This is a genomic window from Paenibacillus sp. A14 (assembly GCF_036864815.1).
GTDB classification, from domain to species: Bacteria; Bacillota; Bacilli; order Paenibacillales; family Paenibacillaceae; genus Fontibacillus; species Fontibacillus sanfengchensis.
The window spans coordinates 120149-144863 of record NZ_JBAGJD010000007.1 but is presented as its reverse complement, the minus strand read 5'-3'; the positions used below and the strand labels follow the sequence as shown (position 1 = coordinate 144863).

Below are 24715 nucleotides of genomic sequence, written 5' to 3'. Positions count from 1 at the left end.
GTTCTAACTATAATTCAGGTCCGTATAAAAAAGGGGTAAATAAACCGCCCACGGGTGTAAAAAAACCGTAAAAATGATGAAAAGTCTTGTAAACATGAGTATTTGCGAGGAAAGAAAAGAGTTTCCATTTTGATAACGCTGCCTTTATCCTAGAACTCCTTATTTCAGTGGATACACATGCTACAGCGTTTTACAATCATTTTGTCAAGGAGTAAGATACGGTCCATGAATTGAATTGCTATTCGATTCTAATGGAGCTGCCGATCCAAAACGGGGAGTCAACGGACCGAAGCTTGTGTGGGAGCAAGCCGATCGGAACCGGGAACGAAATCGTTCGTTCACGACTCGATCAGCGAAGACGGGCGTCTCTCACCGCCTGTAAATGTCAGCTAACCCGTAGATAAAGGATCGTGTGCTATTGAGGGAGAGGATGAATCAATCGGTTATTCATCGTTTTTTCTGCCACAGTCTCGGAAAACTGTGACTTACAATATTTTTTTAAAACGCTGAATCCTTGGAAGACTCAAGGAACGGGGGAACCAACGAAACCGCGCTCGGTTTCATGGGGTGAATCACTCGGCACTCTTAAATGCCTGGTGTAGGGCGACTCTCACGCCCGAATCCGACAGCTAACCTCGTAAGCGTATGGAGAGGCAACATTTTGTCGCGGGCCGATCAGGACGAAGGCGTCATGAGCGAGAAGCCGCGGAAAAGGTTCCTCTTTTCCAAGGCTTCTTTTTGTTGCCTTTTTCCTTGATTCGGAGGAGGAGCGCATGGAGAAAAACCGTATTTTAGTGGCCGCTTCGAATAAAGCGGGGAGAAACTTCATTCGGTTGCTTATGTACCAAAAAATTCCGGTAGCAGCCTTAACCAATAACAAAAGGGAAGAAAAGCTGCTGAGGGAAATCGGAGTGAATGAGGTTTTGCGTGTAAGTACTACCCGTAATAAGGCGGGTGAGATACCTGTATTTCCGATCGGGCGAGTTTTCATTTTTGAGTCCAGTCTACCGCTAAGCTGTCAGTATTTGCAGTTTGTTGCCCGGTTTTCCTGCAAGGCGATAACTGTCGTGACGACCATGTGGCATCCCGAGGCGATTTATAAAAAACTCGGTGCTTCCTTTGTGGTATACACAAAAAACGGGGAAGTCGGGTTTCTACTCAGCGATCTGACTGATTAATTATTTGGAGGAGTGTCGTAATGCTGGATATTTGGATGGGACTAACGTTAGCCGCAGCCTTCGCGCTTGTGATCGGATTTGTCGTTTGGTGCGGGAAAACGGTAGCGGACTCGGGAGGCGAACACGAATGACGATCGTGTTGATGTTTACGCTCGTATTGCTGATCTATTTGATCTATGCCTTACTTCATCCGGAAAAGTTTTAACGAGTGTTTGATCTTTATCTTTTTTATAGCGGCAATACCAGGGAGGAACGGTCAAATGGATATATTGCAAATCGGAATTGTGATCGGCATTTTGCTGCTGATTGCCAAACCGCTTGGAAATTATTTGTTTTATGTTTTTTCTAACGAACCCAATCGCACGGATAAAATATTCGGGTGGGCCGAGAAGCCCATTTTTGCGGTCATCGGGCTGAAGCGCCGCCCGGGCATGAGCTGGAAGCGGTACGCGATCAGCTTCGTCGCGACCAACTTCGTGCTCGTCGCGGTAAGTTATTTCCTGTTGCGGATACAGAGCGGCTTGCCGCTTAATCCGAACGATATCGGGAATATGGAACCTACGCTGGTGCTAAACACGGTTATCAGCTTTATCACGAACACAAACCTGCAGCATTACAGCGGCGAGACGGGGTTGACATATTTCTCGCAAATGGCCGTCATCATGATGATGATGTTCACGTCGGCGGCTACGGGCCTTTCGGTCGCGGTCGCGTTTGTCCGGGGCATTACTAGCAAAGGCAAGACGCTGGGCAACTTCTTTGAGGATTTCGTCAAGGCGCATACGCGGGTTTTCTTCCCGTTGGCGTTGATCGTCACTTTGGTGCTGGTCGCGCTGCAGGTTCCGCAGACGCTCCATCCGACACTGGCGGTAACGACACTGGAAGGAGCTGCGCAGCAAATTGCGATCGGGCCTGTCGCTTCACTGGAGTCGATCAAACATCTGGGCACCAACGGCGGCGGCTTTTTCGGCGCCAACTCGTCGCACCCGTTTGAGAATCCGAACCCGTTGACCAATGTAATCGAGATTCTGTCGATGTGGTGCTTGTCCGCGGCGCTGCCATTCATGTACGGCAGATTTGCGAAGAGCCGCAAGCAGGGCTGGGTTATTTTCTCGGCAATGATGGTTCTGTTCCTTGTGTTCCTTACGATCGCCTATACGGCGGAAACAAGCGGAAATCCGGCGCTGAATGCGCTGGGCATCGACGCTTCGCAGGGCAGTATGGAGGGGAAAGAGGTGCGTTTCGGCATAGCCCAATCCGCCCTGTTTACCACCGTGACGACGGCGGCGACGACTGGTTCGGTCAACAACATGCACGATACGCTGACCCCGCTCGGCGGTCTGGTGCCATTAGCGGAGATGATGCTGAATGTCGTATTCGGCGGCAAAGGCGTCGGGCTGATCAATATGCTGATGTACGCGATACTGGCCGTGTTCATCTGCGGACTGATGGTCGGCCGTACGCCGGAATTCCTGGGCCGCAAGATCGAGCCGCGGGAGATGAAGCTCATCGCGATTGCGATATTGGCGCACCCGTTCATTATTCTGGCGCCGGCGGCGCTTGCCTTCCTGACCGATCTCGGTAAGGGCGCGATTACAAATGCCGGCTTTCACGGAATCACGCAGGTGCTGTACGAATACACCTCGTCAGCCGCAAACAACGGCTCCGGCTTTGAGGGATTGGCGGACAATACGCCATTCTGGAATATAACGACCGGCCTGGTGATGTTTTTCGGGCGGTATATCTCGATGATCGCGATGCTCGCCGTCGCCGGATCGTTGACGCGTAAGCAATGGGTGCCGGAGACGATCGGCACGTTCCGAACGGACAACGCCCTGTTTACCGGTCTTCTGATCGGCACCGTCATTTTGATCGGCGCGCTGACTTTCCTGCCGGTGATTGTCCTGGGGCCAATCGCTGAGCATCTGACGATTCGTTAAGTAAGAAATGGGGAGAAATGGCCATGAACGAAAAACGTAAGAAAAGCATGTTCTCCGGTCCGCTTGTTGCGCAAGCCCTGAAGGCGAGCGTCGTCAAGTTGAATCCGGCCGTCATGATGAAAAATCCCGTGATGTTCGTCGTTGAGGTTGGCACGATCATCGTACTGTTAATGACGGTATTTCCCGGTTACTTCCATGCGGAGGACCGCATCGGCTTCAACCTCACCGTATTTGTGATTCTGTTGTTTACGGTACTGTTCGCCAATTTCGCGGAAGCACTGGCGGAGGGGAGAGGCAAGGCTCAAGCTGATACGTTGAAGCGGACGAAACAAGAGATCACCGCGAATAAAGTGGTTGGCCAAGGCGTTAAAACCGTGCCTTCAACGGAGCTGCGCAAGGGGGACATCGTCATCGTTTCCCAAGGGGAGATGATTCCCGGCGACGGGGAAGTGATCGAAGGGCTCGCCTCCGTCGACGAGTCGGCGATCACCGGCGAATCGGCGCCGGTGATCAAGGAAGCCGGCGGCGATTTCAATTCGGTCACCGGCGGGACGCGCGTCATTAGCGACCGCATCAAGGTGAGAATTACCAGCGATCCCGGTGATACGTTCATCGACCGGATGATTGCGCTTGTCGAAGGTGCGAAACGCCAGAAGACGCCGAACGAAATCGCGCTTAGTACGCTGTTGATCAGTTTGACGATTATTTTTCTGATCGTTGTGGTGACGCTCGGGCCGATCGCTTCTTATGTGAATATTCAATTGGAAATCCCGGTACTCATTGCACTGCTGGTCTGTTTGATCCCGACGACGATCGGGGGTCTGCTGTCGGCCATCGGCATCGCGGGCATGGACCGGGTGACGCAGTTCAACGTGCTGGCGATGTCCGGTAAAGCCGTCGAGGCCGCGGGCGATATTAATACGATGATCTTGGATAAAACCGGAACGATTACCTTTGGGAACCGGATGGCCAGCGACATCGTACCGGTCGGAGGCGCTAGCCTGGATGTGGCGGCCGCTTGGGCGGCGGTATCTTCTGTACAGGACGAAACCCCGGAAGGCCGCTCCGTACTGGAATGGATGAAGAAGAACGAAAAGACCTATGACAGGGCGCTCGGCGAGGATGGCAGCTTTGTTGAATTCAAAGCGGAAACTCGAATGAGCGGCATCGATCTGAAGGACGGACGTAAGGTTCGCAAAGGAGCGGTAGACGCCATCCGCAAATGGGTGGCCGCCCAAGGCGGGGGGATTCCGGACGAGTTGGAGAAACAGGCCAATCGTATCGCGTCGGAAGGCGGAACGCCGTTGGCCGTGGCGGTCGATAAACAAGTCTTTGGCGTCATATATTTGAAGGATACGGTGAAGCCCGGTATGCGCGAACGGTTTGATCAACTGCGCGCCATGGGCATCAAAACGATTATGTGCACCGGCGACAATCCGCTGACGGCGGCAACCATCGCCAGGGAAGCGGGCGTCGACGATTTTATCGCCGAGAGCAAGCCGGAGGATAAGATCGCCGTGATCCGCCGGGAGCAGGCCGAAGGCAAGCTGGTCGCGATGACCGGCGATGGCACGAACGACGCGCCGGCGTTGGCGCAGGCTGACGTCGGGCTGGCGATGAACAGCGGGACGACCGCGGCTAAGGAAGCGGCCAATATGGTCGATCTCGATTCCGACCCGTCGAAAATTATCGAGGTGGTGGCGATCGGCAAGCAGTTGCTGATGACGCGCGGCGCTTTGACCACGTTCAGTATCGCCAACGACATTGCCAAATATTTTGCGATCATTCCGGCGATGTTCATGCTGGCCATTCCGGAGATGGAAGCCTTGAACATTATGAAGCTCGGCTCGCCGCTTTCGGCCGTACTATCGGCGCTCATTTTTAACGCTATTATTATCCCGCTGTTGATTCCGCTGGCGATGAAGGGTGTCGCCTACCGGCCGATGAGCGCTTCGCGGCTGCTTAGCCGCAACTTACTCGTCTACGGCTTGGGCGGTGTGATCGCCCCGTTCGTCGGGATCAAGTTGATTGATCTGATCGTTCATATGTGGATCTGATCTTTGCCATTCGCACGGCAAATTAAATATAAATATGAAAGAAGGAAACGGCTATGAGTACCATTGCGCAAGAAGAACAGGCTGGGCGCTCCGGGGGAGCGGTTTTCTGGATAGCTTTGCGCGTCGCTCTGTTGTTCATCATCTTATGCGGTATTGTATATCCGCTCGTCAGCACGGGCCTCGCGCAACTGCTGTTTCCCCACCAGGCCAACGGCAGCTTATTGAAGGATAAGGACGGCAGCGTGGTTGGTTCGGAACTGATCGGGCAATCGTTCACCGATCCAAGTTATTTTCAAGGACGCGTATCCAGCATCGATTACAAGGCGGAGGCGTCCGGTTCCAACAACTATGCGCCTTCGAATCCGGATATGCTTGCCCGCACGAAAGCTTCAATCGACCAGTGGCGCCGGGATAACCCGGATGTACCGATCGAGCAATTGCCGCTCGCTCTCGTTACCAACTCGGGGTCGGGACTCGACCCGCACATTACGCCGCAATCGGCGCTGGTGCAGGTGCCGCGAATCAGCAAGCTAACCGGTATTTCCGCGGCCGAGCTGGAAACGCTGGTGGGCGAATATACGGAGGACCGCGACCTGGGCGTATTCGGTGACAAACGGGTCAACGTACTGAAACTCAATTTGGCGTTGAAAGAAAAGTTGGGTAAATAACGCTTTGACAGGCCCTGTCCGCCCGTTTTCCGGGAGACGGGGCAGTCGCATTTTTTCCGGCAGGTTCGATATTCAAGAAAAACGAGGTGATCCAATTGCCTAGACGGGTCGTCATTCCGGACGCTTTTGATCCGTGCAATCTGTGCCAGCCGGACAGGCTTAATGCGGCCGTGCCGCAATTTTTGGAAGGAAAACGGGTGGTCCGGCCATTGACAACGTACCGGGAGGTGGCCAACGAGTGACCGAGTTTAAGCGAAAAACGCCGGATGAAATCTTACAATCGATTTCGCAACTGCGGAAGGGACGGCTTAAAATTATCATTGGCCCGGTTAGCGGTTCCGGCAAGACGTATCATATGCTGCATGAAGGGAAGCTGCTGAAGCAGCAGGGAATCGATGTGGTCATTTGCGCGATCTCGACCATGCAGCGGTCTGAAACCGTACAACAAACGATGGAGCTGGAGCGTGTGCCGAGCATCCATTGGCGGAAAGAAGGCAAGGAGTACAAAGATTTGCCGCTTGACGCGATTGTGGCCCGCAATCCGGAGGTGCTGCTGGTTGACGGCCTTGCTCATCGCAACCGTAAGGGGGCGAAGTTTAAGACGCGGCTGGAGGACATTCGATACTTGATGGAGCAAGGGATCAGCATTATTACGACAATCAACGTCTACGAGTTGGATGGGGTGGACGCGATCGTCCTTAAACGAACGGGGATTCGGGCGGAAGAAACGGTACCTTCCGATACGTTGGAGCTTGCCGACGAAGTGCGGCTGATTGATGTTTCCCCGGAGACGATGTTGAAGCGGATTGACGAAGGCATTCTGGGAGATCAGACGCATCCCGCGATGGCCCGCCGCGGCAATCTTGGCGTGCTGCGGGAAATTTCGCTGCGGCTGATGGCGGAAGGGGTTAACGATTCGCTTGAGAAGCATCGCGAAGAGCTCGGACTGCTTGGTCCGTCGGGCGCGGCGGAGCGGATCCTTGTTTCGGCGCAATATCACTGGAACGGATCGCTTTATGTGCGAAGAGGGCAGCAAATCGCCAAAAGATTGAACGGCGACATGATTGTAGTAACGTTTGTCCTCCCCGAGCGGAAATTATCGAAGGATCAGCAAATGTTCAAACGCTCCATTCGCAAGCTGGCGGAGAAGGTGGATGCCAGATTCGAGGAGCTTCCCATACTGCATCTGCGCAAGCTTCCGTCCATGCTCGTACGTTATGCCATCCAAAACAACGTCACCCGTATCGTGATGGGCCATTCCAAAAAAAGCCGCTGGCAGGAACGCTGGCAAGGCTCCATTGCAGGCAGGGTGCTGCGAAAAATGCGGAATGTGGACGTGTTTCTGATGGCGGACCGCGCCGAGTATGAAGGGGAGCGAATCCTGCCGATCAAACCGAAATCGAGCGGAGGGGCGGAGCCGTTCCGGAGGCTTAGTCCCAAGGAAATCGAAAAGGAAATCCAAACGATCCGGCGCGGCACATTTAAAGTTTATATCGGAGCTGCTCCCGGGGTAGGCAAGACCTTTAAAATGCTGCAAGAAGGCAACCGTCTGCTTGGCAAAGGAATCGATGTCGTAATCGGTTTATTGGAGACGCACGGCAGGAAAGAAACGGCGGAACAGATAGGCCAATTGCCGCTTATTCCACGGGTGAACATGGTCTATCAATCAGCGCAGCTTGATGAAATGGATACGGAGGCCATTATCGCGCGTCATCCCGAAGTCGTGCTTGTCGATGAACTCGCGCATACGAATATCCCCGGCAGCCGCAATAAGAAAAGATATGAGGATGTAATCCGCTTGCTGGAAAGCGGCATTTCTGTCATTTCAACGATCAACGTACAGCATCTGGAAAGCCTCAATGACGCGGTGCAGCAGTTGACCGGTGTCCGCGTGCGCGAGACGGTGCCCGATGCCATTCTGAAAATGGCGGATGAGGTCGAACTGATCGATGTGACGCCGCAAATGTTGCAACAGCGGATGCGGGACGGCAAAATTTATGCTTCCGAAAAAGTGGATCAGGCGCTGGGTTCATTTTTTAAAATCGGCAATTTGATCGCTTTGCGCGAACTGGCACTCCGCGAAATTGCCGATGATGTGGATGAACGCTTGGAAGCCTGGGACCGGAATACCTCTCTCCGCGGGCCATGGCATCGGCAAGAGGTTATCTTCGTCTGTGTGGATACAAGTCCACGAGCGGAGCGGTTAATTCGGCGCGGGTTCCGCATTGCCCACCGGCTCAAGGCGGAATGGCATGTCCATTATGTGCATTGTGCCGGCGCCCTGTCCGATGCCGATAATAAGCGGTTGGAGACGCTTCGTCAATTATGCGAGCGGCTTGGAGGCAAGATGGAGGTGGCCGGGCTTGGCAACCATAGAAACACCGGTGAAGCGTTGCTCCAACGGATGCAGGAAGTGCGCGCCACCCAATTGATTATCGGCCAATCCCGCAGGCCGCTATGGTACTCGCTGATGAAGGAAACGGTTGTTCATTTCATGCTGCGCCGCGCTCGCTGGGTCGACATGTTGATCGTGGCCGACTTCGATCCGACGGTTACCGAGGAAGGTTTGCAGTCGATTTGAGAAACAGTCTCTATTTCTAGCTATTTTCGCGATATGGTGGATACTCGCCACTGATGTTGCATCCAACCCGGCACGGTGTGGCGGGGAGGGGGCCGAGGTCAGGGTTTTGCCCGCTTTTTCCCAAACTAAGGCCCTAAAATCCGCTATTCCGCACCGCCCAGCCGAATCTGACAAAATAGAGCCGCAGCAGGCTCTTATTCGCTCGATCTATGGTTTCTGTTTATCGTCAACATAAATCCAGTTGGCCTTGGAGATGGTATCCATACCTAATGATTCCATGTTGGCAACGGCCTCTTTAAGCTCTTCGCTAAATTTACTCTCTTTGAGATCTGAACTCGCCTCGATGGCGGTTTGATCCTTATTTTTAAAAGCCAAATCATAATAAGAGATATTTCCATCCGAATTGTTCAATTCCATTCGCAGATCTTCTTTCTTGTTGTTCATTAACTTATAAGTAAAAGTCGTCTCCACTCCATTAAAGACTTGAGTGAAGGAATCCTTTCCGATATAGATATCATAGCTAATGTCCGGCTGCTTGGTGTCTGTTGCCTTCCAGTGTCCTAAAAGTTTGTCGGTGCTATTTACATGCCCGCAACCGGATAAAAAAACAAAAATAGAAATCCCAAAAACGAAAGCCATAATATGCTTATACTTGTTTCGTAACATCCTAATTTAGCCCCCAAATAAATGAATTTTATGAATAAGCATCTTTCATTATATTCTTTTTTTGGAATTATGAAAAATTCATGGTTGACGTCTTTGCTCCTAAATTTTTTATCGGTGTTTCGGATGATTGACAGGGAACCATAAAAATGAAATAATTTATATATGATCAATCATTCATATGTTATTCGTTTTTCTCGGAAGGATGGGATTAGAATATGGAGACGGGTGCCGGTACAGCCAAACGGAAATTTCTGCTGGAAGGTCTGGATTGCGCCAACTGCGCTATGAAAATTGAGAACGGAATCCAGAAGATTGACGGAGTGTCATCCTGTTCGGTGAACTTCGTAAATAAAACGCTAACGATGGAAATGGCCATGGAGCAGTCCGAGGAGATCATGGATTTGGCCAGGAAAAAAATCCGCACGCTGGAGCCTGACGTCAGAGTAGTGGAGCAGGGAACGGCGGGGGCGCAGGCGGGAAGCCGGCAAGGGAAGTCCGCTAAACCTGGTGGAGTGCATAACCACGGCCATACTCACGACCATGATCACGCTCATGAACACGGCATGGAAGCGGCGGATGACGGTCACGGCCATTCCCATGATCACGGCGCGCAAAGCATCAGAACCATGGCCGTCCGTCTGGTTGCCGGTCTTGTCATCGGGACGGCGGCATTAGGGTTAGCCCTGGGCCGGGAGCTTGAGCTGCTTCTGTACCTCGCTGCGTATCTTATCGTGGGCGGGGATATCGTACTCAAGGCGCTGAAGAATATCGTCAGAGGCCGGGTGTTCGACGAATACTTCCTGATGTCGATCGCGACCATCGGCGCCTTTGTGATCGGTGAGTATCCCGAAGGCGTAGCCGTCATGCTTTTTTACCAGGTCGGAGAACTGTTCCAGAGCATCGCGGTTAACCGGTCGCGGAAATCGATCAGCGCGTTGATGGACATCAGACCCGATTTTGCAAATTTAAAATCCGGCGACGAAATTCTACGCGTGAGTCCGGAGGAGGTGCAGATCGGCGATTGGATCATGGTGCGGCCGGGGGAAAAGGTGCCTCTTGACGGCAAAGTCATTGAGGGAAGCTCGGCCATGGATACTTCCGCGCTGACCGGGGAGTCCATGCCGCGCGAAGTGGCGGCGGGCGATGACGTGCTGAGCGGATTCATCAACAAAAACGGGGTTTTGACGATCGAGGTGACCAAGGAATTCGGCGAGTCGACCGTGGCCAAGATTCTCGATCTGGTGGAGAACGCCAGTAGCAAAAAGGCGCCGACGGAAAATTTTATTACGAAGTTCGCCCGCTACTATACACCGTTTGTCGTCATTGTTGCCGTTTTGCTGGCCGTTCTGCCTCCGCTGATCCTCAGCGGGGCGACGTTCGCGGATTGGGTCTATCGGGCTCTGGTCTTCCTGGTCATTTCTTGTCCTTGCGCCCTGGTGGTTTCGATTCCTCTCGGCTTCTTCGGCGGCATCGGAGCCGCTTCCAAGAACGGCGTGCTGGTTAAGGGCAGTAATTACCTGGAAGCGTTGAATGACGTCAAATATGTCGTCTTCGACAAAACGGGTACGCTGACCAAAGGCGCGTTTCAAGTAGGCGGCATTTATCCGCAAAACGGTTGGACCGAGCAGGAACTGCTGCGTCAGGCCGCTTTTGCCGAAATGCACTCCACCCATCCGATTGCAGAGTCCATTCGGGAAGCTTATGGGCAGGAATTGAATGAAGCGCTGCTTGCGAATTACAACGAAATATCGGGATACGGAATCCAGGTTATGTTCGAAGGCAGGGAAGTGCTTGCCGGGAACGCCAAGCTCATGAAGCGAGAGAATATTAAATTCACCGCGCCAACCGAGTTGGGGACCATTGTGCATGTCGCGATCGGTAAACAGTATGCCGGCTATCTGGTCATTGCCGATGAGGTCAAGGAAGATGCGGCGAAAGCGGTCCGCTCCTTAAAGCGCCTGGGCGTGAAGAAGATTGTGATGCTGACGGGCGACATCAAGGCGGTGGGGGAGGATATCGGCAAAAAGCTGGGCGTGGACGAAGTCCGGGCCGAGCTGCTGCCGCAGCATAAGGTGGAGGAACTGGAAAAGATCGACCGCGAGAAATCGCGGAAGGAAAAAATCGTGTTCGTCGGCGACGGGATCAACGACACTCCGGTTCTGGCCAGAGCCGATGTCGGCGTGGCCATGGGCGGCCTCGGGTCCGACGCGGCGATTGAAGCCGCTGATATCGTCATCATGACCGACGAGCCCTCCAAGCTGAGCTCGGCGATTTATATCGCAAAGAGAACCCGGCGGATCGTATGGCAGAACATTATTTTTGCCCTGCTCATCAAGGCGGTCTTCCTGCTCCTGGGCGCCTTCGGGATTGCTACAATGTGGGAAGCGGTGTTCTCGGACGTGGGCGTGACCCTGCTGGCCGTTCTCAATGCCATGCGCGTACTGAGGATCAAACCCAATCCGGCATAGGGGATGCGATGAGTATGAATAATCGCTGGAATAAGTTGATTTATCGGGCGGGGGCCCCTTTCTACGATTACTTGTTCAACGCGGGACCTTTCGCCCGGGCGAGAAAAAGAGTATTTGCCGATCTCGCTCCGAAGCCGGGCCAACGCGTGCTGCTGGTCGGGGCGGGAACGGGCGCGGACCTGCGCTTTTTCCGCGGAAAGGAGCTTGAAGTAACGGCCGTCGACCTCTCGCCGGCCATGCTCGCTCAGGCGAAATCCAAGGTAAACGGAAACGAGAATATCCGATTTTTGGAGATGGATGCACAGGACCTGCGTTTTGCCAATCAATCCTTCGATTTGGTGATCGCAAGCTTGATTCTGTCGGTTGTGCCCGACGAGCACAAATGCATGTCGGAACTCGTTCGCGTTACGAAGGAACAGGGGAGGATCGTCATTTTCGACAAATTTCAACCCCGGGAGAGCGAAATGCCGCTGCCCATACGGTTGCTCCGGCCGTTTATCGCCGTATTGGGAACCGATATCGGCCGGGATTACCAGGCTATACTTAAACCTCATCTTGGCGGACTATTCATTCAGGAAGACAGCCCAGCCATGTTTGGAGAAATGTATCGCAAAATCGTGCTCCAGCGGCGAGCTTCGGCAGGCCGCCGACTTTGATCCGGATTGAAGCATATAAAGCTGTAGAGCTAACTTAACAAGGACTGTCCCGCATGTCATCGAAGATGGCGAGGGGCAGTCCTTTTTTTACAACACCTTGAACGAAATTAGCCTTTTTCGGCGCTGGCCGCATCATCCATGGTTGGTGTGCTGGAGGGTTTGCAGAAAAATCTGCTCAATATGCGCGTCGTCGAGCGAATAATAGACCGTTTTTCCGACTTTGCGCCGTTTCACGATCCTCATGTTGCGCAGGTAACGAAGCTGGTGGGAAACGGCCGATTGCCCCATCTCCAGGAGGACCGTCAAGTCGTGCACGCACAGTTCCCTTTTCAGCAGGGCGCCGATGATTTTTACGCGGGTCGGATCGCTGAACGCTTTGAACCAATCGGCAAATTGAACGGCCGCCTGGTCATCGATTAACTCCGCCTTGATCGCATCCAAATCCACCGTTCCCGAGCAGCTCGTATCGCATTCTTCCGTTATATTTATAGATCGTGTCATGGATGATCACCTTTCCGCTGGGCGTTTCCATCATTATATCAAAAAGGACGAATTAAACGAAATCATTACTATTAAACTTCTTCAGAAGTTAAGCGATATTGCCCACTTATAACGGTATAACGGGAAAACCTCCCGTAAAATTACCGCAATTGGCCCCTCAATCGGATATAACCGAAAAAACTCCATCTATTACGCGGTGCCAGCGCCTATATCCCCTATTTCGGATTGAATAGCGGGAGGTTTTCCAGCTAATTTACCTCTGCTCCGGCATAGGCAGCTAATTATCGGGAAGATTTCCTGTTAATTAGGAATACAACCTTTTTCCGGTACTTATACACAGAACCAGAGAGAACGGCGAAAGCCCGGGGTATCCGCAAAGGAAAACAAGCCAACAAAAGTGCGAATTATGCATTTGCAAAAATGGCCGGCCACGGGTGAAAATAGAGGGGACGATACTATAAGGGAAGGATGAACCGGAGTGCAGCGGAGTAAACGTGTGTTGGCTTTTGGAGGTTTGATCGTGGCGGTTGCGGGAGTCTCTCTATTTTTATCCCAAAATACAAAGAACCCCACCCGTGAAGTACAAGACAATCGTGAGATTAAGGAAATCGTGCAAAGATATAGCGCCTGGAAGGATGCTTCCGAATCGGCGTCCATTACCTCGCACCAACTCATTGTGTCGGACGGGGGAAAGGAAGTTGTCTACGACCTGCCCGAACGAGAATTTTTTGTTTCCGTCGCACCGTATAAGCAGAATACACATCCTTGTCAAATTCACAGTTTGACGGGCTGCCAAGGGGAATTGGCGAATGAGGAGTTTAACGTCCGCATTGCCGATTCAAACGGAAATCTCGTGTTGGATGAAGTAAAGAAGACCGGTTCGAATGGTTTTATCGACTTGTGGCTGCCGCGAGACCAAACCTATCAAGTTATTATCGAGCAAGACGGGAAGAAAGCGGAGTCCACCATTTCTACGTTTAAAAACGATGATACCTGTGTTACAACCATGCAGTTGGTGTAATGACGATGAGCTTTATGGATGCTTGGGAGGAATTGTTCGTAGAGCAGCAGCGGGAACGAGATCGGCTTCGCGTTAATCAAATCACGATGAAAGTCACATATAAGAAAAAGAGCAAAAGCAGAGAACACCAAAAGGAAACGACTATCGAATATGGGCTGGTGGAACGTGATATAGACGATGAGCGTTTAATCGGAAGATATGAGCTTTATTTCGCCGATCGGGACACTCTAATTCAGAGAGACCGGGTGGGGGCGGATATGGCTTTTGGTGAACTTTTGGATGAACATGCGGCTGCTAACGCCATCTTCCCCTATTTGGCGGAGCATTACGCTTCTATCTTGGAGGAATCCCCTTTCGCGATCAGCTATAACCCTATTGCGGAAGCTTGGATTATCGAGGGAACACTGCCTCCGGGATGCCTGGGCGGAGTATTCTATATTGCTCTGGCGAAGGAAAATGGAAAGCTGCTCATGATGCATGGGACCAGATAATACGAACCTTTCACCTTGAAAGGGATGTTCCTTCACGCAAAAACAGCCTTACCCTTGGTTTAGCAAGGGTAAGGCTGTTTCGGTTTAAATGGGGTTCAACTACAGGCCGGCGATGAAATTGTATACCGCCCGAGCCGCCTGAGCACGGTTGGTTTTCGCTTGCGGCTCCAGCCGGCTGTCGCCCGTGCCTTGGATTATTCCGGCCTTCAGCATGGCTTCCATGGCGGGCCCGGCGTATCCGGCTATCTCGGAGGCATCCCGGAACGCCTGGATCCCGTTTGCACCGCTGCCGGAAGGCAGCTTCGTACCGGAGAGATCCGCGATTCGGTGGAGCATGACCATCATATCCTGGCGGGTAATTCCGGCTTCCGGACGGAAGCGGTTATCGCCTTCGCCCTTCACCAGCCCCAGCCGCTTCGCTTCCGCCAGGTACGGAGTATAGTATTTGTTCCCCGCATCGGCAAAATTGGCTGCCGCACCGGTGCCCGAAGATTTGTACCCGAAGGCGTTCATCGCCATGATCAGGAAATCCGCCCGGCTGACTTCGGCATCAGGCCGGAAGCTTTCGGCCCCCGTCCCTTTGACGATATCGCGGGTCGACAAATAGTTGACCGCCGCGTAATACCAATCGTTCGCTTTCACGTCCGTGTACGGCACCGCTTTATACGCTGCGGCAAACGTTCCGAAGTGATTCGTGCGGAAAACCATGGACCGGGTCTGCGCATCGTACCGGCCGTTGATTACAGCCTGAGCCGTCCCGTCCTCCTGAATCGACATGATTACCAGGTTGTCCGGCTGTTCTCCGGCTGTCGGAGTATAAGGCAGGGAGATGACAACCTCCGTTTTGCCGTTGGCCCATTCGGCCGCAGCGCCTCCGATCCGGAGGGACTGATCGATTGCCGGTCTGTTGCCGACCACCCCGCGGACCGGGGAGGCAAGACCTTCGCGCTCGGCCCGTCCGATGACAAGCTCTGCGTATTCGCCGGCATTCGGCAAATGCGCCAACATATCGGAAGGAACCGTTACGGCCGCTGCGGGAGTAACGACACGGTAACGGTCATTACCGTGATCTCTGTTCAGCAATGCGGAAGGCAGGCGCAGGACAACGTCCCCGTTATGCTGTTTTCCCTGGGCGTCCAGCTCGATCGATACCGTGCGGATTCCGTTGTCTGCCGCTGCCTGGGTCAGCGCCCGATTCAGCGCATTTGCATCCGGCGTAGCGATAGCCTGGTCTCCCTCGATCTTGGTAGGGGCGACCACGGTTCCCGGGGCCGGCGTTTGGCCCGAAGGCGGTGCAGTTCCCTGCGTACCGCCCGGAGTGCCGCCCGTTATACCGCCCGAACCCGTTCCCGGGCTGTTCCCGGAGTTGCCGCCTCCACCGCCGCTGCCCGGATTTGTCCCCGGGTTACCGCCGGGATTCTCCCCGTCTCCGCCGCCCGGTTTAGGCGTCCCGGTCGTAAAGCGGTAAATCGGGCTCAGCCGCTCGGCGCCGTATTCGTCTGTAAGCTGCATGTACCAGTAGTAGGTATGATCCGGCTGCAAATTTTTCCAAACGGCCGACGCCTCCGAACCGGAAGCCAGGTCCGTTTGCTCGCCGATGACACGATCCTTGAAGACATTCAAGGCGAAGTAATCGGTGGCGACCCGTTTTGTCGTATCGCGGAAGGCAAACGGCTCGGTGAAGTCCTCGATGGCGTCATCGAAGAAGTTGTAATCGTCCAGATAAGGCGAATACGTATCCACATCGAGCGTCCCCGCCGACGGGTCCAATTTCAGCAGCCGCAAGTAGCCGCTGCCCCCGCTCGGCCCCCCTTGATAATCCGCCAGCATTTCAATGACCTGGCGGGTGGAGCCGTCCGGGTTCTGCACCGTCTTCACTACGCGGTTGGCGGCATGGTAATGGCCGCTCAGCACGAGCTGGACATTCGGATTCGGCGCAATGATCTGATCAAAGACATTTTGCGCCATATTGGACAACGTCCCATTCGTCTCCAGATAGGCATGCATGCCGACAATCGCGACGCGGTCCGCATGTTTCTTCAGCACTTCGTTGGCCCAGATAATCGTTTCCGGCGTATCCTCCAGGCCAAAGCCGATGTACAGGAAAATAAAATCATGCCCGCCGAACGAATAGAGATCATAGTGGTTTCTGTTATTGTCCATTTGCCCGCCGTACCACGGATTTTTCTCGTATCGGTCGGCGCCTACATACTTTCCGTAGTTTGTATAATCCACGCCGTCGATAATGACGTCATGATTCCCGGCAAGCACGCCGTAAGGCACTCCGGCCTCGTCCAGCTTGTCCAGGTTGCGGTCGGCTACCTTCCATTGGGCTTCGTCATTCGCTTTGTTGACGATATCGCCGGTATGAATGGCGTAGCTGAACGTTCCCTGACGGTACTGATCGACGATCCAGTCGCCCATCGTATTAAAAATTTCCGGATAGGACTCTGCGTAATATTGCGTATCCGTAAACCACAGGATCGTAAACGGATCATTCACGCCTTTCACTTCGTCCTGCACCATCGCCTGGATCCGCCCATCCCGGACGAAACGGGACGGCTCGACCTTAGCGGTAAGCTCGATATCGCTCTCCTTCGCGTCTCCGGTTGCCGATTTCAGCGCGGCCCATTTGCCCGCTTCGTGATCCCAGGCATACAGCGTAACGATTCGGCCCGGCAGTGTGCGGCCTTTCCAGTACAGTTCGGCCGTATCGCCCGGCTGTAGTTCTTGTTCCAACTTGATTTCGAACCGGTGATACGGGAATCCGGAATCGGTATCCGACACCAGATATTCACCGTCCGGTTTGGCGATCTGCGCTTTATCTTCAGCCGACAGGCCCGTCTCGCCTTCGGGAGTCAGCACCAGCGGAGGTTCGCGGTCGGCCACATTCCGGTAACCGGCGATCGCTTCGCTGCGAACAAAATCATATTTGTCGGCCTCAAGGAACCGTACATCCAGCTTGTCCCCGCTCGGGTCGGAGACATGGGCGCGCAGCGTCGCGTTCGTCGGTACGTTGATCGCAAAATCCGCAGGCGCGACTTCGCCCGGAGCGAGCGGCTGCTCTTCGCCGATAACGAAGGCGCGCTCCATAACGGCGGTGTTGCCCGCTCCGTCGAACACGGTAACCTTCAAACGATGCTCGCCCGGCGTCAGAACCGTGGAAGAGGTGGCGTAAGGCAGTTCGATTTTCGTACCGTCGAGCTCGGCTTCCGTCTTTTGAATGCCGGTCAGGTTATCCGATGCGATGACGTTCAAGGTAACGGCGCCCTTCAGCGCCTGCCTTTCCTCGACCGGGAGGTTGTCGCCGGCCACGACGGCTTCGATGACGGGATCGGTGTTGTCGACCATTATGTCGAAGGCCTCCAATTCGTCGTTTCCAATCGTCATGGCGAGCGGATAGACGCCGTCTTTCAACTTTTCGGTGTCCAGTTCCACGTATCGGGCCGTATACTTCTCTTCCGCCACGGCGAAGTGGAAATCGCTGACCATCGGTTTGTTCGGATTGCTGCCGTAATCGGCATCCCCGAACCCGTAATAGGTGTCTTCCCGGTAATCTATCGTCGTTTGGCTGCGGTTGCCCAAATAATTAATGACCTGGTCCGGTTTGACCACCGAACCGTCGGGCAGAACCAGATGCACATTCATCACTTCGAAGTCATCGTGGTTGTTGATGCCGAACACTTTATCGTGCTCGCTTACTTGATAAGGAGCGTTCTCGTTGCCCGTATGCACGGACACAACGGAGCCGGTGACAAGCAGCTCGGGCGCCATCGGGAAAACGGACCATGCCCCGTCGGAATATTTGGGCAGGATGCGGGTAAAAAAGGACGGCTGGCCCGACGGGTCCAATGCGCTCGCCGAGGCCTGATAAATTTGGTCGACCCCCCGCGTCTGCATCCCCAACTGGACGGTGCCCGGAAGGGCCTTACGCATCGGAAGCGGCTGGCCGTTCAACCGGACTTCGATCTGATCCTGCGCGCTGCGCCCGTAAGCGTAGAACGCGGCTTTGTCCTTGAACATGCTGCCCGCTTCAATCGACAAGCCCGGCTCCGGCAGTTCGGTTCCGGCTCCCGTTTCGTTCACGGTCAGCAGGCCGCCTCGCGAATTGTAAGGAACGCGCGTCCGATTACCTTTCTCGTCGTCCGTTTCGATAATGTAACGGTATGCCCCTTTTTCAGGGAAGGCGACCGTTCCGCTGTAGACATACTTGCCGCCGTCCCGGGACAGCAGCTTCAGCGGCTCTTTGCCGGAGTAGACGGTCGCCTCGTTCGTCGCGGGACCGTACATCACTTCCGCTCTCGCGAGCGGCTCGTTGCTGACCAATTTTACGGCGTAGGGCTCGTTTTGCCCCAAATTATAAACCGTTTGCTCATGCTCGAGGACCGGAGCGGTCATATCCACGCCGTTCACGGGCGGAACCTGTCCCGGATCGATGCTGCCCGGATTCGCATACATCCGGTTGTCCAAGCGTTTCATGACATGTCCGGATTCCGGATAAGTGTAGCGCACCACGGCATTGCGTACGTCATTGACCAGTCTGTCGGGACTGTCCGGCGTGCTCGGATCGTACCAGGCCTCCACCAGGTAGCGGTCCGGCTGCTCCGGACTCGACAGCGCCAAGCCGCGCTGCAGCGAATTCGGCAGGTTAAATTCCGACGGCTTCGAATTGTCGTAGAAGATCACATCGCTGTCTTCCAGCGTAGAGTTAAAGTGCAGATTAAAATCCGCCGTCGTCGTATACCCTTGACCGTTGGCTATCGCTTCCTTGGCGAACCAGATGACCGCCCCGCTGTACGGTTCGATGGCCGTGTGCTGCGGAATGGTCCACTGCTTCGGCGCGGTATTCCCCGGATACAGGTACCATAAACGATAATCCTTCAGATCCAGCGTCTCGTTCGAGTTGTTGTAGATTTCGACGTATTCATATTGATTGCCGCTTCCCCAGCGGTAATCGCCCGCCGGATTCGGGAGAATTTCCGTAATCAAAAGACGGGGGACTTCCGCATCCACGGTGCCGGTTAGCGATGTTACATACTCCTGGGAACGGGACGTTTCAATTCCGTCCGAAGCTTCAATATAATAATACAGCTTGTCCCCGGACAGTTGAGCGGAGGGAACTGCGCCTTCATAAGCGTCTTCGCCGGTATTTTGCATCGGAGCTTCCGCGAACGGACTGTTCGCGACGGACTTATAGAACAGTTTGACCTGCAGCGGGTCCCCGTCCTCATCGTAAACGCTTGCCGTTACTGTCACATCCTTCGTACGATCGGCCGAAGCCGCTGGAGCATGGACAATGGCCGGGGCATAGTTCGCCACGGAGACCAGCTGTCCGGGCTCGGTTAAGCCGGCGGAAGGCAGCGCCTCCCGGGCATAAGCGACCATGGCGGCACCGCTGGAGGGCAGTTGGAGATGGAGGCTTTGGCCGTCACCGACATCGTCCGCGGTGTAATACACCTCGCTGATAATGGCGGAATTGTCATCTTTGCGGGTCACGTACAAGCCGCGGTCCGTGTTGTTGAAACCGTCCTGCCCGCTAAGCTTGAACACCGGAATCCCGTCCGGCACGCCGTGATAGCGTCTGAAGTCCGCCTCGGTCAAATTGGCGGCCGCTCCGGTGATGGAGGAACTGGTGCGCTTTACCCAAAGCACGGCCGGACTACCCGCAGGAATAATAACATCGTCAAGGCTGCCGTATGCCGCATCCGTAACGGTAACGTTCAAATCCTTCGTGCCGGTATTGTAGTTGTACCGGATTTTATACTCTTCATTAAATGATATCTCCCGGTCCGAGGCGTTATAAATCTCCACGAACTCGAACAGATCCGCTCCGCCGGCTCCCTCAATCTCATTTTGATTGGAGCGGTCGTCGGGATACACTTCCGTAATGAATACACCCGTTCCGGGCGCCGCTGCCGCTGCCGCCTTGCTTGCCGGCGCAGGCTGGAAGAATTGCGCGCATAGTATGCTGCAAGTTAAAAGACCGGCTAACCACTGCTGTTTCCTCATGTTATCCTCCCTATGCCTTTTTTACCTTAAAGAGCATAGCCGAGGGAGGTAAGAAGGATGTCAAAAGAAGTCGATAATTATGTAAATTTATACAAAATTCTGTTTTTGTATTCATGTAAAAAAGCGATTGGTTATAGACGGAATTATTTTGTTGTCCAAAAAAATTAAAAGATGGAAAAACCTGAACTAACTTAATTGCGCTCTGTGGACAAGCCATTGCAAGAGTTGTTTTTAATGAATGTCATTAAAAAGTCACAATTTTCCTCGTATTCCCCGAAAATACCCCCCGTGAGGGCTATGTAAAGCGACAAATGTTATAGCTTAATATATCGGTAAAAGTCTTTCAATTTTTGAAATGGGAAAAATCCAAGGATCGGAGTAGGTTTATGAAATTATGAACGGGAAGCGCTGGATGTTGGTGTGTCTATGTTTTGCCGCGGCCTGTTGGATCGGCCAGTTGTCCGCGGGGTATTCGAGCCAAGCCGCCCAAGCTACCCAAGCCGCTGAAGACGAAAAGCCTTTGATCCCGCTCCAGGAACTGGTGGATCGGGCTCAGCCGGGCGAAGTTGTCCGGCTTGCGGCGGGGGACTATGCCGGCCCTGTCGTCATCGGTAAGAAGCTGATCCTACAGGGGGAGGGCGGAGCTTTGCTCGCACATGATAGCCCGGGGCCTGCCATTACGGTGAAGGCCGAAGGCGTGGAAATCCGGGGCCTAGGTATCCGGCAGAAGGCGGAGGGGGAAGGCTCGGCGGCGGTGCTCGTCCGCGCGGACAAGGCGGTCCTGCGGGAGCTGGACATCCGAACACGCGGGTCCGGCATTTTGCTGCGTGAAGCGAGCGGCGGACGAATTGAGGATAACGTCATTACATGGGACAGGGCCGGGGCTAGACTCAGTCTGGGGCAGAAAGGGAACGGAATCGATCTTTACGGTTCACCCGACAATAGAATGATCCGCAATGAAATCCGGAACATGAAGGACGGAATTTACCTGGAGAACAGCCGCAGCCTTACAATTGAGAATAACAAGATTTACGGCTCGCGTTACGGCATTCACTGCATGTACATCGACGGCACCCGGATCGCGGGGAACCGGGGCGAATCGAACTTTACCGGTGCGATGGTCATGGGAGTCAAGGATATCGTTCTATCCGACAACGTGTTCACCAAACAAAGCCAAAATGTTCATGCCCAAGGCATCCTACTGTATGATGTGCGAACCTCGCTGATCGAAAGAAACAGGGTCGACGGGAACCGCGTGGGAATTTATCTCGAGCGATCCAGCGATAATGAGCTGCGGGATAACGCGGTTTACCGGAACTTCATCGGCATCCAGTTTGCGGATGCGGAACAAAACCGCATTCACGGAAACGATTTCGTAGCCAATGTGATCGAAGCGGAGGCGGCGCAAAGCGGGGAGAACCGGATCGAACGGAATTATTGGGATTCCTTCGAGGGACTGGATCTGGACGGTGACGGGTTTAGTGAGACCGCATACGCAATGAACCCGTTTTACAAAAACCTGATTTCCCGTACTCCGGCCTTTCAGTTGTTCTTTCAGTCGCCCGGCATGACGTTCCTGAGCGATATGGTGGAGGAAGATCGGAAGCGGTGGGCTAAGGATGGTTCTCCGTCGATGCATCTTCTTCACCCGGATCTTGACCCTGCGTTGGAGCGGGATCAAGATCCGGCCGCGGAGAAACGGGAACGGATTCCGGAGAAAACGTTTATGCTGATCATCGCTTCCATGCTGTTTGCGGGATCGCTGGTCGTCATTATTTATTCGAGAGGGGCAAAATCATGAAAAAGGGATTTTTCGCTTTAGCGCTGATGACCGTGGTGTTGGTTATGTTGGCGGGCTGCGGGAGCAAAACGTATCAGCCGCAGGCCATTAATGAAGATGTCGACGTTTGCGTCATCTGCAACATGCAGGTGAAGGATGACGCTTTTGCCACCCAGATCGTGCTGAAGGACGGAAAAAGCTTGAAGTTCGACGATATCGGATGCATGAACGAATGGAAGCGGAAGAACGATACGTCCCAGATCGGGATGGACTTTGTGCGTGATTACAACGATAAGGAATGGATCGAATTCAAAAAGGCGACCTACGTCTATGACGCCTCCATTCGTACCCCGATGGCTTACGGGATTGTCAGCTTTAAGGACAAGGCTTCCGCAGAGGCGTTTGTAGCCGAACAGGGGGTTGGGCAAATCGTGAGCGCCGAGGAACTGGCGAATCATACCTGGAAACAAAGCAAGGAAATGATGGAGATGCCCGGTCATATGGAGCATGGCGAAGGACACGAGGAAGGACACGGACAAGAGCAAGGAGAAGGGCATGGATCATGACGGACCTGCTGCAAGTGGCCAAAAAGGAAATTAAAGTCGGCTTTCGCAACCCGTGGGCCTATTCCTTTTTATTGCTGTTCTCGGTGTTTAGCCTTAGCTTGCTGCTTGTAAATTCGCAAAACCGGATCGGCGGCTATTCGGGAATTACCGGCTCCATGCTGAACTTGATCTTGTATCTGCTTCCTCTGATGGCCCTTTTCTTGGGCTCGTTTTCCCTGACGGCGGAAAAAGAGGAGGGAAGCTGGCAACTGCTCTCCACCTACCCGTTGGGGACGGTCCCGTTTCTGCTAGGCAAATATGTCGGGCTGTCGATCGTCCTGCTAACCATCCTCTCCTTCGGGTACGGGCTGATGGGGCTGGTCACCGCGCTGCTGGGAAAAGCGTTTGAAATCAATACGTATTTGCTGTTCTTCTTTTTTTCCTGCGGCCTGGTTTTGTTGTATCTGGCGCTCGCTTTATGCATTGGAGCATTGTCAAAAAACCGTTGGCAGGCGATGACCATTTCCGTCATGGTATGGTTCTTTACCGTCATCGGCTGGACGACTCTGCTGATCGCAGTCTTGGGCTTGCTGCCCTACTTATGGATCAAACCGGTGCTGACTGTGCTGACACTGCTGAATCCGGCGGAATTTGTGCGTCTGTTCGTCGTCGTGAAGCTGGGCGGTGGTTCGGTGCTGGGAGCGGAATATTATCAATGGGTCGGCTGGATTCAAAAACCGGGCGGAAGTCTGCTGTTTGCCCTGCTATTTATCGTTTGGGCGGCTTGTGCGATTTCCGGCGTTTGCCGGATTTGGGAAAGGGGGAGGACACGTGGCTGAGCCCCTGGTCATCGTCAATAAAATTAACAAGTGCATCAAAGGGCAGCGGCTGGTGGCGGATATCTCTTTCGAGCTTGGAGCCGGCCAAATCGTCGGGCTTTGCGGCGGCAACGGCGCGGGAAAAAGCACCGTGCTGCGCATGGTGGCGGGGATTCTCCAGCCAACCTCGGGGGGCATTCGTATAAACGGCTTGGAGTGGAAAAAGGAGCGGAAACGGTTTTCGGAGCAGATCGGGTATATGCCGGACGATTTTCAGTTTCCGCAAGGTATGACGGCGGCCGAGATGCTGTCCTTCTGGGCCGGCTTGCGCAAGCTTCCCGCAGCAAGCGTACAGGAGGTCCTGGCGCTGGTGGGACTCGAGGACAAGCGGCACAAAGCCGTCGCTACGTTCTCCAAAGGGATGCGGCAGCGGGTGCTTTTCGCGCAGGCCATTCTGGCGAAACCGCCCCTGCTCATTATGGATGAGCCCACCAACGGGATGGATCCCTACTGGATCGGCGAGTTTATGGAACTGCTCAAGCAGATGAAACGTCAAGGGCAAACGGTGCTTTTTTCCACGCATCAACTGGAGCTCGCCGAGGAGCTCGCAGATTATGTCTTGTTTTTGAACTCCGGCCGAGTTTGCGGGGAAGGCCCTGTGGAGGTTTTTCGCAAAATGTACGGCGCACTGCCTCTTCATGCGGCCTTCCGGCACAGCCTGGGGCTGGATCCCGGGGGGAGGATTGCGGATGAATAAGGCTCTGAACAAGCGAAGGAATTCTTTTCTTGCGGCTGGAATACTCGCTTTGGTTTTGATTGCCGCGGGATGGGTTCTCTTGACGAATCTCTCCGGAAATGAGGGACAGTCGCAGTCCGGCAGGTTAACGGTTGGCAGCGCGGCGCCGGATTTTCAGGCTGTTGATATGGAGGGCGAAAAGGTGCCATTGTCCGATTACCGGGGGAAGGTGGTTGTCCTTAACTTTTGGGCCTCCTGGTGCGGTCCCTGCGTGAACGAAATGCCGCTCATCGACCGCGTCCGGCAATCGAATATCCCAGGCATGGAAGTATTGTATATCAATGTCGGTGAGTCGAAAGGAACGGTGCGCGAGTTTTTGACTCTGCATAAGTTTAATTTTCCCGCCCTGATTGATGCCACAGGGAAATTAGCAGGTCTTTACAAAGTGACTGGGCTGCCGGTGACTTACGTTCTTGACCCAGATGGAGACATCGCCCGGGTAGCCGTCGGAGAGATCCGCAGTGAGGAGCAGTTTCAAGCTTATATCGATGCCGCCAAAGAGGATTAATTCTGCATTTAATCCTCTTTGCTGCGCGCGGA

General features: G+C 53.9%; 19 protein-coding genes and 1 riboswitch. Of the genes, 16 read left to right on the top strand and 3 right to left on the bottom strand.

Going from position 1 to position 24715, the window contains the following annotated elements:
- Positions 1-494: 494 nt before the first annotated feature.
- Positions 495-658: riboswitch (cyclic di-AMP (ydaO/yuaA leader) on the top strand.
- A 115-nt stretch (positions 659-773) separates the two neighbouring features.
- From V4U88_RS18865 to V4U88_RS18840, 7 genes are all read left to right on the top strand, one after another.
- A complete protein-coding gene (locus V4U88_RS18865; protein WP_334074798.1) occupies positions 774-1178 on the top strand; it encodes a hypothetical protein in 405 nt (134 codons plus the stop codon).
- Positions 1179-1305: 127 nt separating this feature from the next.
- Positions 1306-1383 carry a K(+)-transporting ATPase subunit F gene (kdpF, locus tag V4U88_RS27050; RefSeq protein WP_416367251.1) on the top strand — a complete coding sequence of 26 codons (78 nt, stop codon included), beginning with the start codon at positions 1306-1308 and terminating at the stop codon, positions 1381-1383.
- A 55-nt stretch (positions 1384-1438) separates the two neighbouring features.
- Entirely contained in the window at positions 1439-3118 is a 1680-nt protein-coding gene (gene kdpA, locus V4U88_RS18860; RefSeq protein WP_334074797.1) for a potassium-transporting ATPase subunit KdpA, read from the top strand.
- A gap of 23 nt (positions 3119-3141) precedes the next feature.
- Positions 3142-5175 carry a potassium-transporting ATPase subunit KdpB gene (gene kdpB / locus V4U88_RS18855; RefSeq protein ID WP_334074796.1) on the top strand — a complete coding sequence of 678 codons (2034 nt, stop codon included), beginning with the start codon at positions 3142-3144 and terminating at the stop codon, positions 5173-5175.
- Between the two features lie 53 nt (positions 5176-5228).
- Positions 5229-5843 carry a potassium-transporting ATPase subunit KdpC gene (gene kdpC / locus V4U88_RS18850; RefSeq protein ID WP_334074795.1) on the top strand — a complete coding sequence of 205 codons (615 nt, stop codon included), beginning with the start codon at positions 5229-5231 and terminating at the stop codon, positions 5841-5843.
- An 86-nt stretch (positions 5844-5929) separates the two neighbouring features.
- The gene (locus V4U88_RS18845) at positions 5930-6085 is read left to right on the top strand and encodes a hypothetical protein (protein WP_334074794.1); all 156 of its coding nucleotides are present in this window, start codon (positions 5930-5932) and stop codon (positions 6083-6085) included.
- Entirely contained in the window at positions 6082-8424 is a 2343-nt protein-coding gene (locus V4U88_RS18840; RefSeq protein ID WP_334074793.1) for a histidine kinase, read from the top strand. Before V4U88_RS18845 ends, V4U88_RS18840 begins: the two co-directional genes overlap by 4 nt.
- Positions 8425-8631: 207 nt before the next feature.
- Here the strand turns inward: V4U88_RS18840 and V4U88_RS18835 are convergent, their stop codons facing one another.
- Positions 8632-9063 carry a hypothetical protein gene (locus V4U88_RS18835; RefSeq protein WP_334074792.1) on the bottom strand — a complete coding sequence of 144 codons (432 nt, stop codon included), beginning with the start codon at positions 9061-9063 and terminating at the stop codon, positions 8632-8634.
- A 242-nt stretch (positions 9064-9305) separates the two neighbouring features.
- Between V4U88_RS18835 and V4U88_RS18830 the strand changes: the two genes are divergently transcribed.
- Both V4U88_RS18830 and V4U88_RS18825 read left to right on the top strand, forming a co-directional pair.
- Positions 9306-11558: a heavy metal translocating P-type ATPase gene (locus V4U88_RS18830; protein WP_334074791.1), complete on the top strand. Its 2253-nt coding sequence runs from the start codon at positions 9306-9308 to the stop codon at positions 11556-11558.
- A 14-nt stretch (positions 11559-11572) separates the two neighbouring features.
- Entirely contained in the window at positions 11573-12214 is a 642-nt protein-coding gene (locus tag V4U88_RS18825; protein ID WP_334074790.1) for a class I SAM-dependent methyltransferase, read from the top strand.
- A gap of 132 nt (positions 12215-12346) precedes the next feature.
- On the opposite strand, the gene V4U88_RS18820 is transcribed toward V4U88_RS18825, so the two are convergent.
- Positions 12347-12715: an ArsR/SmtB family transcription factor gene (locus V4U88_RS18820; protein WP_148455574.1), complete on the bottom strand. Its 369-nt coding sequence runs from the start codon at positions 12713-12715 to the stop codon at positions 12347-12349.
- Between the two features lie 478 nt (positions 12716-13193).
- On the opposite strand from V4U88_RS18820, the gene V4U88_RS18815 reads away from it, so the two are divergent.
- A complete protein-coding gene (locus V4U88_RS18815; protein WP_334074789.1) occupies positions 13194-13736 on the top strand; it encodes a CueP family metal-binding protein in 543 nt (180 codons plus the stop codon).
- 5 nt (positions 13737-13741) lie between these two features.
- On the top strand, positions 13742-14227 hold the full coding sequence (locus tag V4U88_RS18810) for an NTF2 fold immunity protein (protein ID WP_334074788.1): 486 nt from the start codon (positions 13742-13744) through the stop codon (positions 14225-14227).
- 99 nt (positions 14228-14326) lie between these two features.
- Here V4U88_RS18810 and V4U88_RS18805 read toward each other — a convergent pair whose 3' ends face one another.
- Positions 14327-20236 carry an S-layer homology domain-containing protein gene (locus tag V4U88_RS18805; RefSeq protein WP_334074787.1) on the bottom strand — a complete coding sequence of 1970 codons (5910 nt, stop codon included), beginning with the start codon at positions 20234-20236 and terminating at the stop codon, positions 14327-14329.
- Positions 20237-20630: 394 nt separating this feature from the next.
- Here V4U88_RS18805 and V4U88_RS18800 point away from each other — a divergent pair, with 394 nt between their 5' ends.
- From V4U88_RS18800 to V4U88_RS18780, 5 genes are read left to right on the top strand one after another with little or no spacing between them, the layout of a single operon-like run.
- Complete coding sequence (locus V4U88_RS18800; RefSeq protein WP_334074786.1) at positions 20631-22037, top strand: right-handed parallel beta-helix repeat-containing protein; 1407 nt, start codon at positions 20631-20633, stop codon at positions 22035-22037.
- Positions 22034-22582 (top strand): nitrous oxide reductase accessory protein NosL, encoded by a 549-nt coding sequence (locus tag V4U88_RS18795; RefSeq protein ID WP_334074785.1) that lies wholly within the window; start codon positions 22034-22036, stop codon positions 22580-22582. Before V4U88_RS18800 ends, V4U88_RS18795 begins: the two co-directional genes overlap by 4 nt.
- The gene (locus tag V4U88_RS18790) at positions 22579-23400 is read left to right on the top strand and encodes an ABC transporter permease (RefSeq protein WP_334074784.1); all 822 of its coding nucleotides are present in this window, start codon (positions 22579-22581) and stop codon (positions 23398-23400) included. Before V4U88_RS18795 ends, V4U88_RS18790 begins: the two co-directional genes overlap by 4 nt.
- Positions 23393-24136 (top strand): ABC transporter ATP-binding protein, encoded by a 744-nt coding sequence (locus V4U88_RS18785; RefSeq protein ID WP_334074783.1) that lies wholly within the window; start codon positions 23393-23395, stop codon positions 24134-24136. The genes V4U88_RS18790 and V4U88_RS18785 overlap by 8 nt, the downstream gene beginning before the upstream one ends.
- Positions 24129-24683 carry a TlpA family protein disulfide reductase gene (locus V4U88_RS18780; protein ID WP_334074782.1) on the top strand — a complete coding sequence of 185 codons (555 nt, stop codon included), beginning with the start codon at positions 24129-24131 and terminating at the stop codon, positions 24681-24683. Before V4U88_RS18785 ends, V4U88_RS18780 begins: the two co-directional genes overlap by 8 nt.
- The last annotated feature ends 32 nt before the right edge of the window (positions 24684-24715 follow it).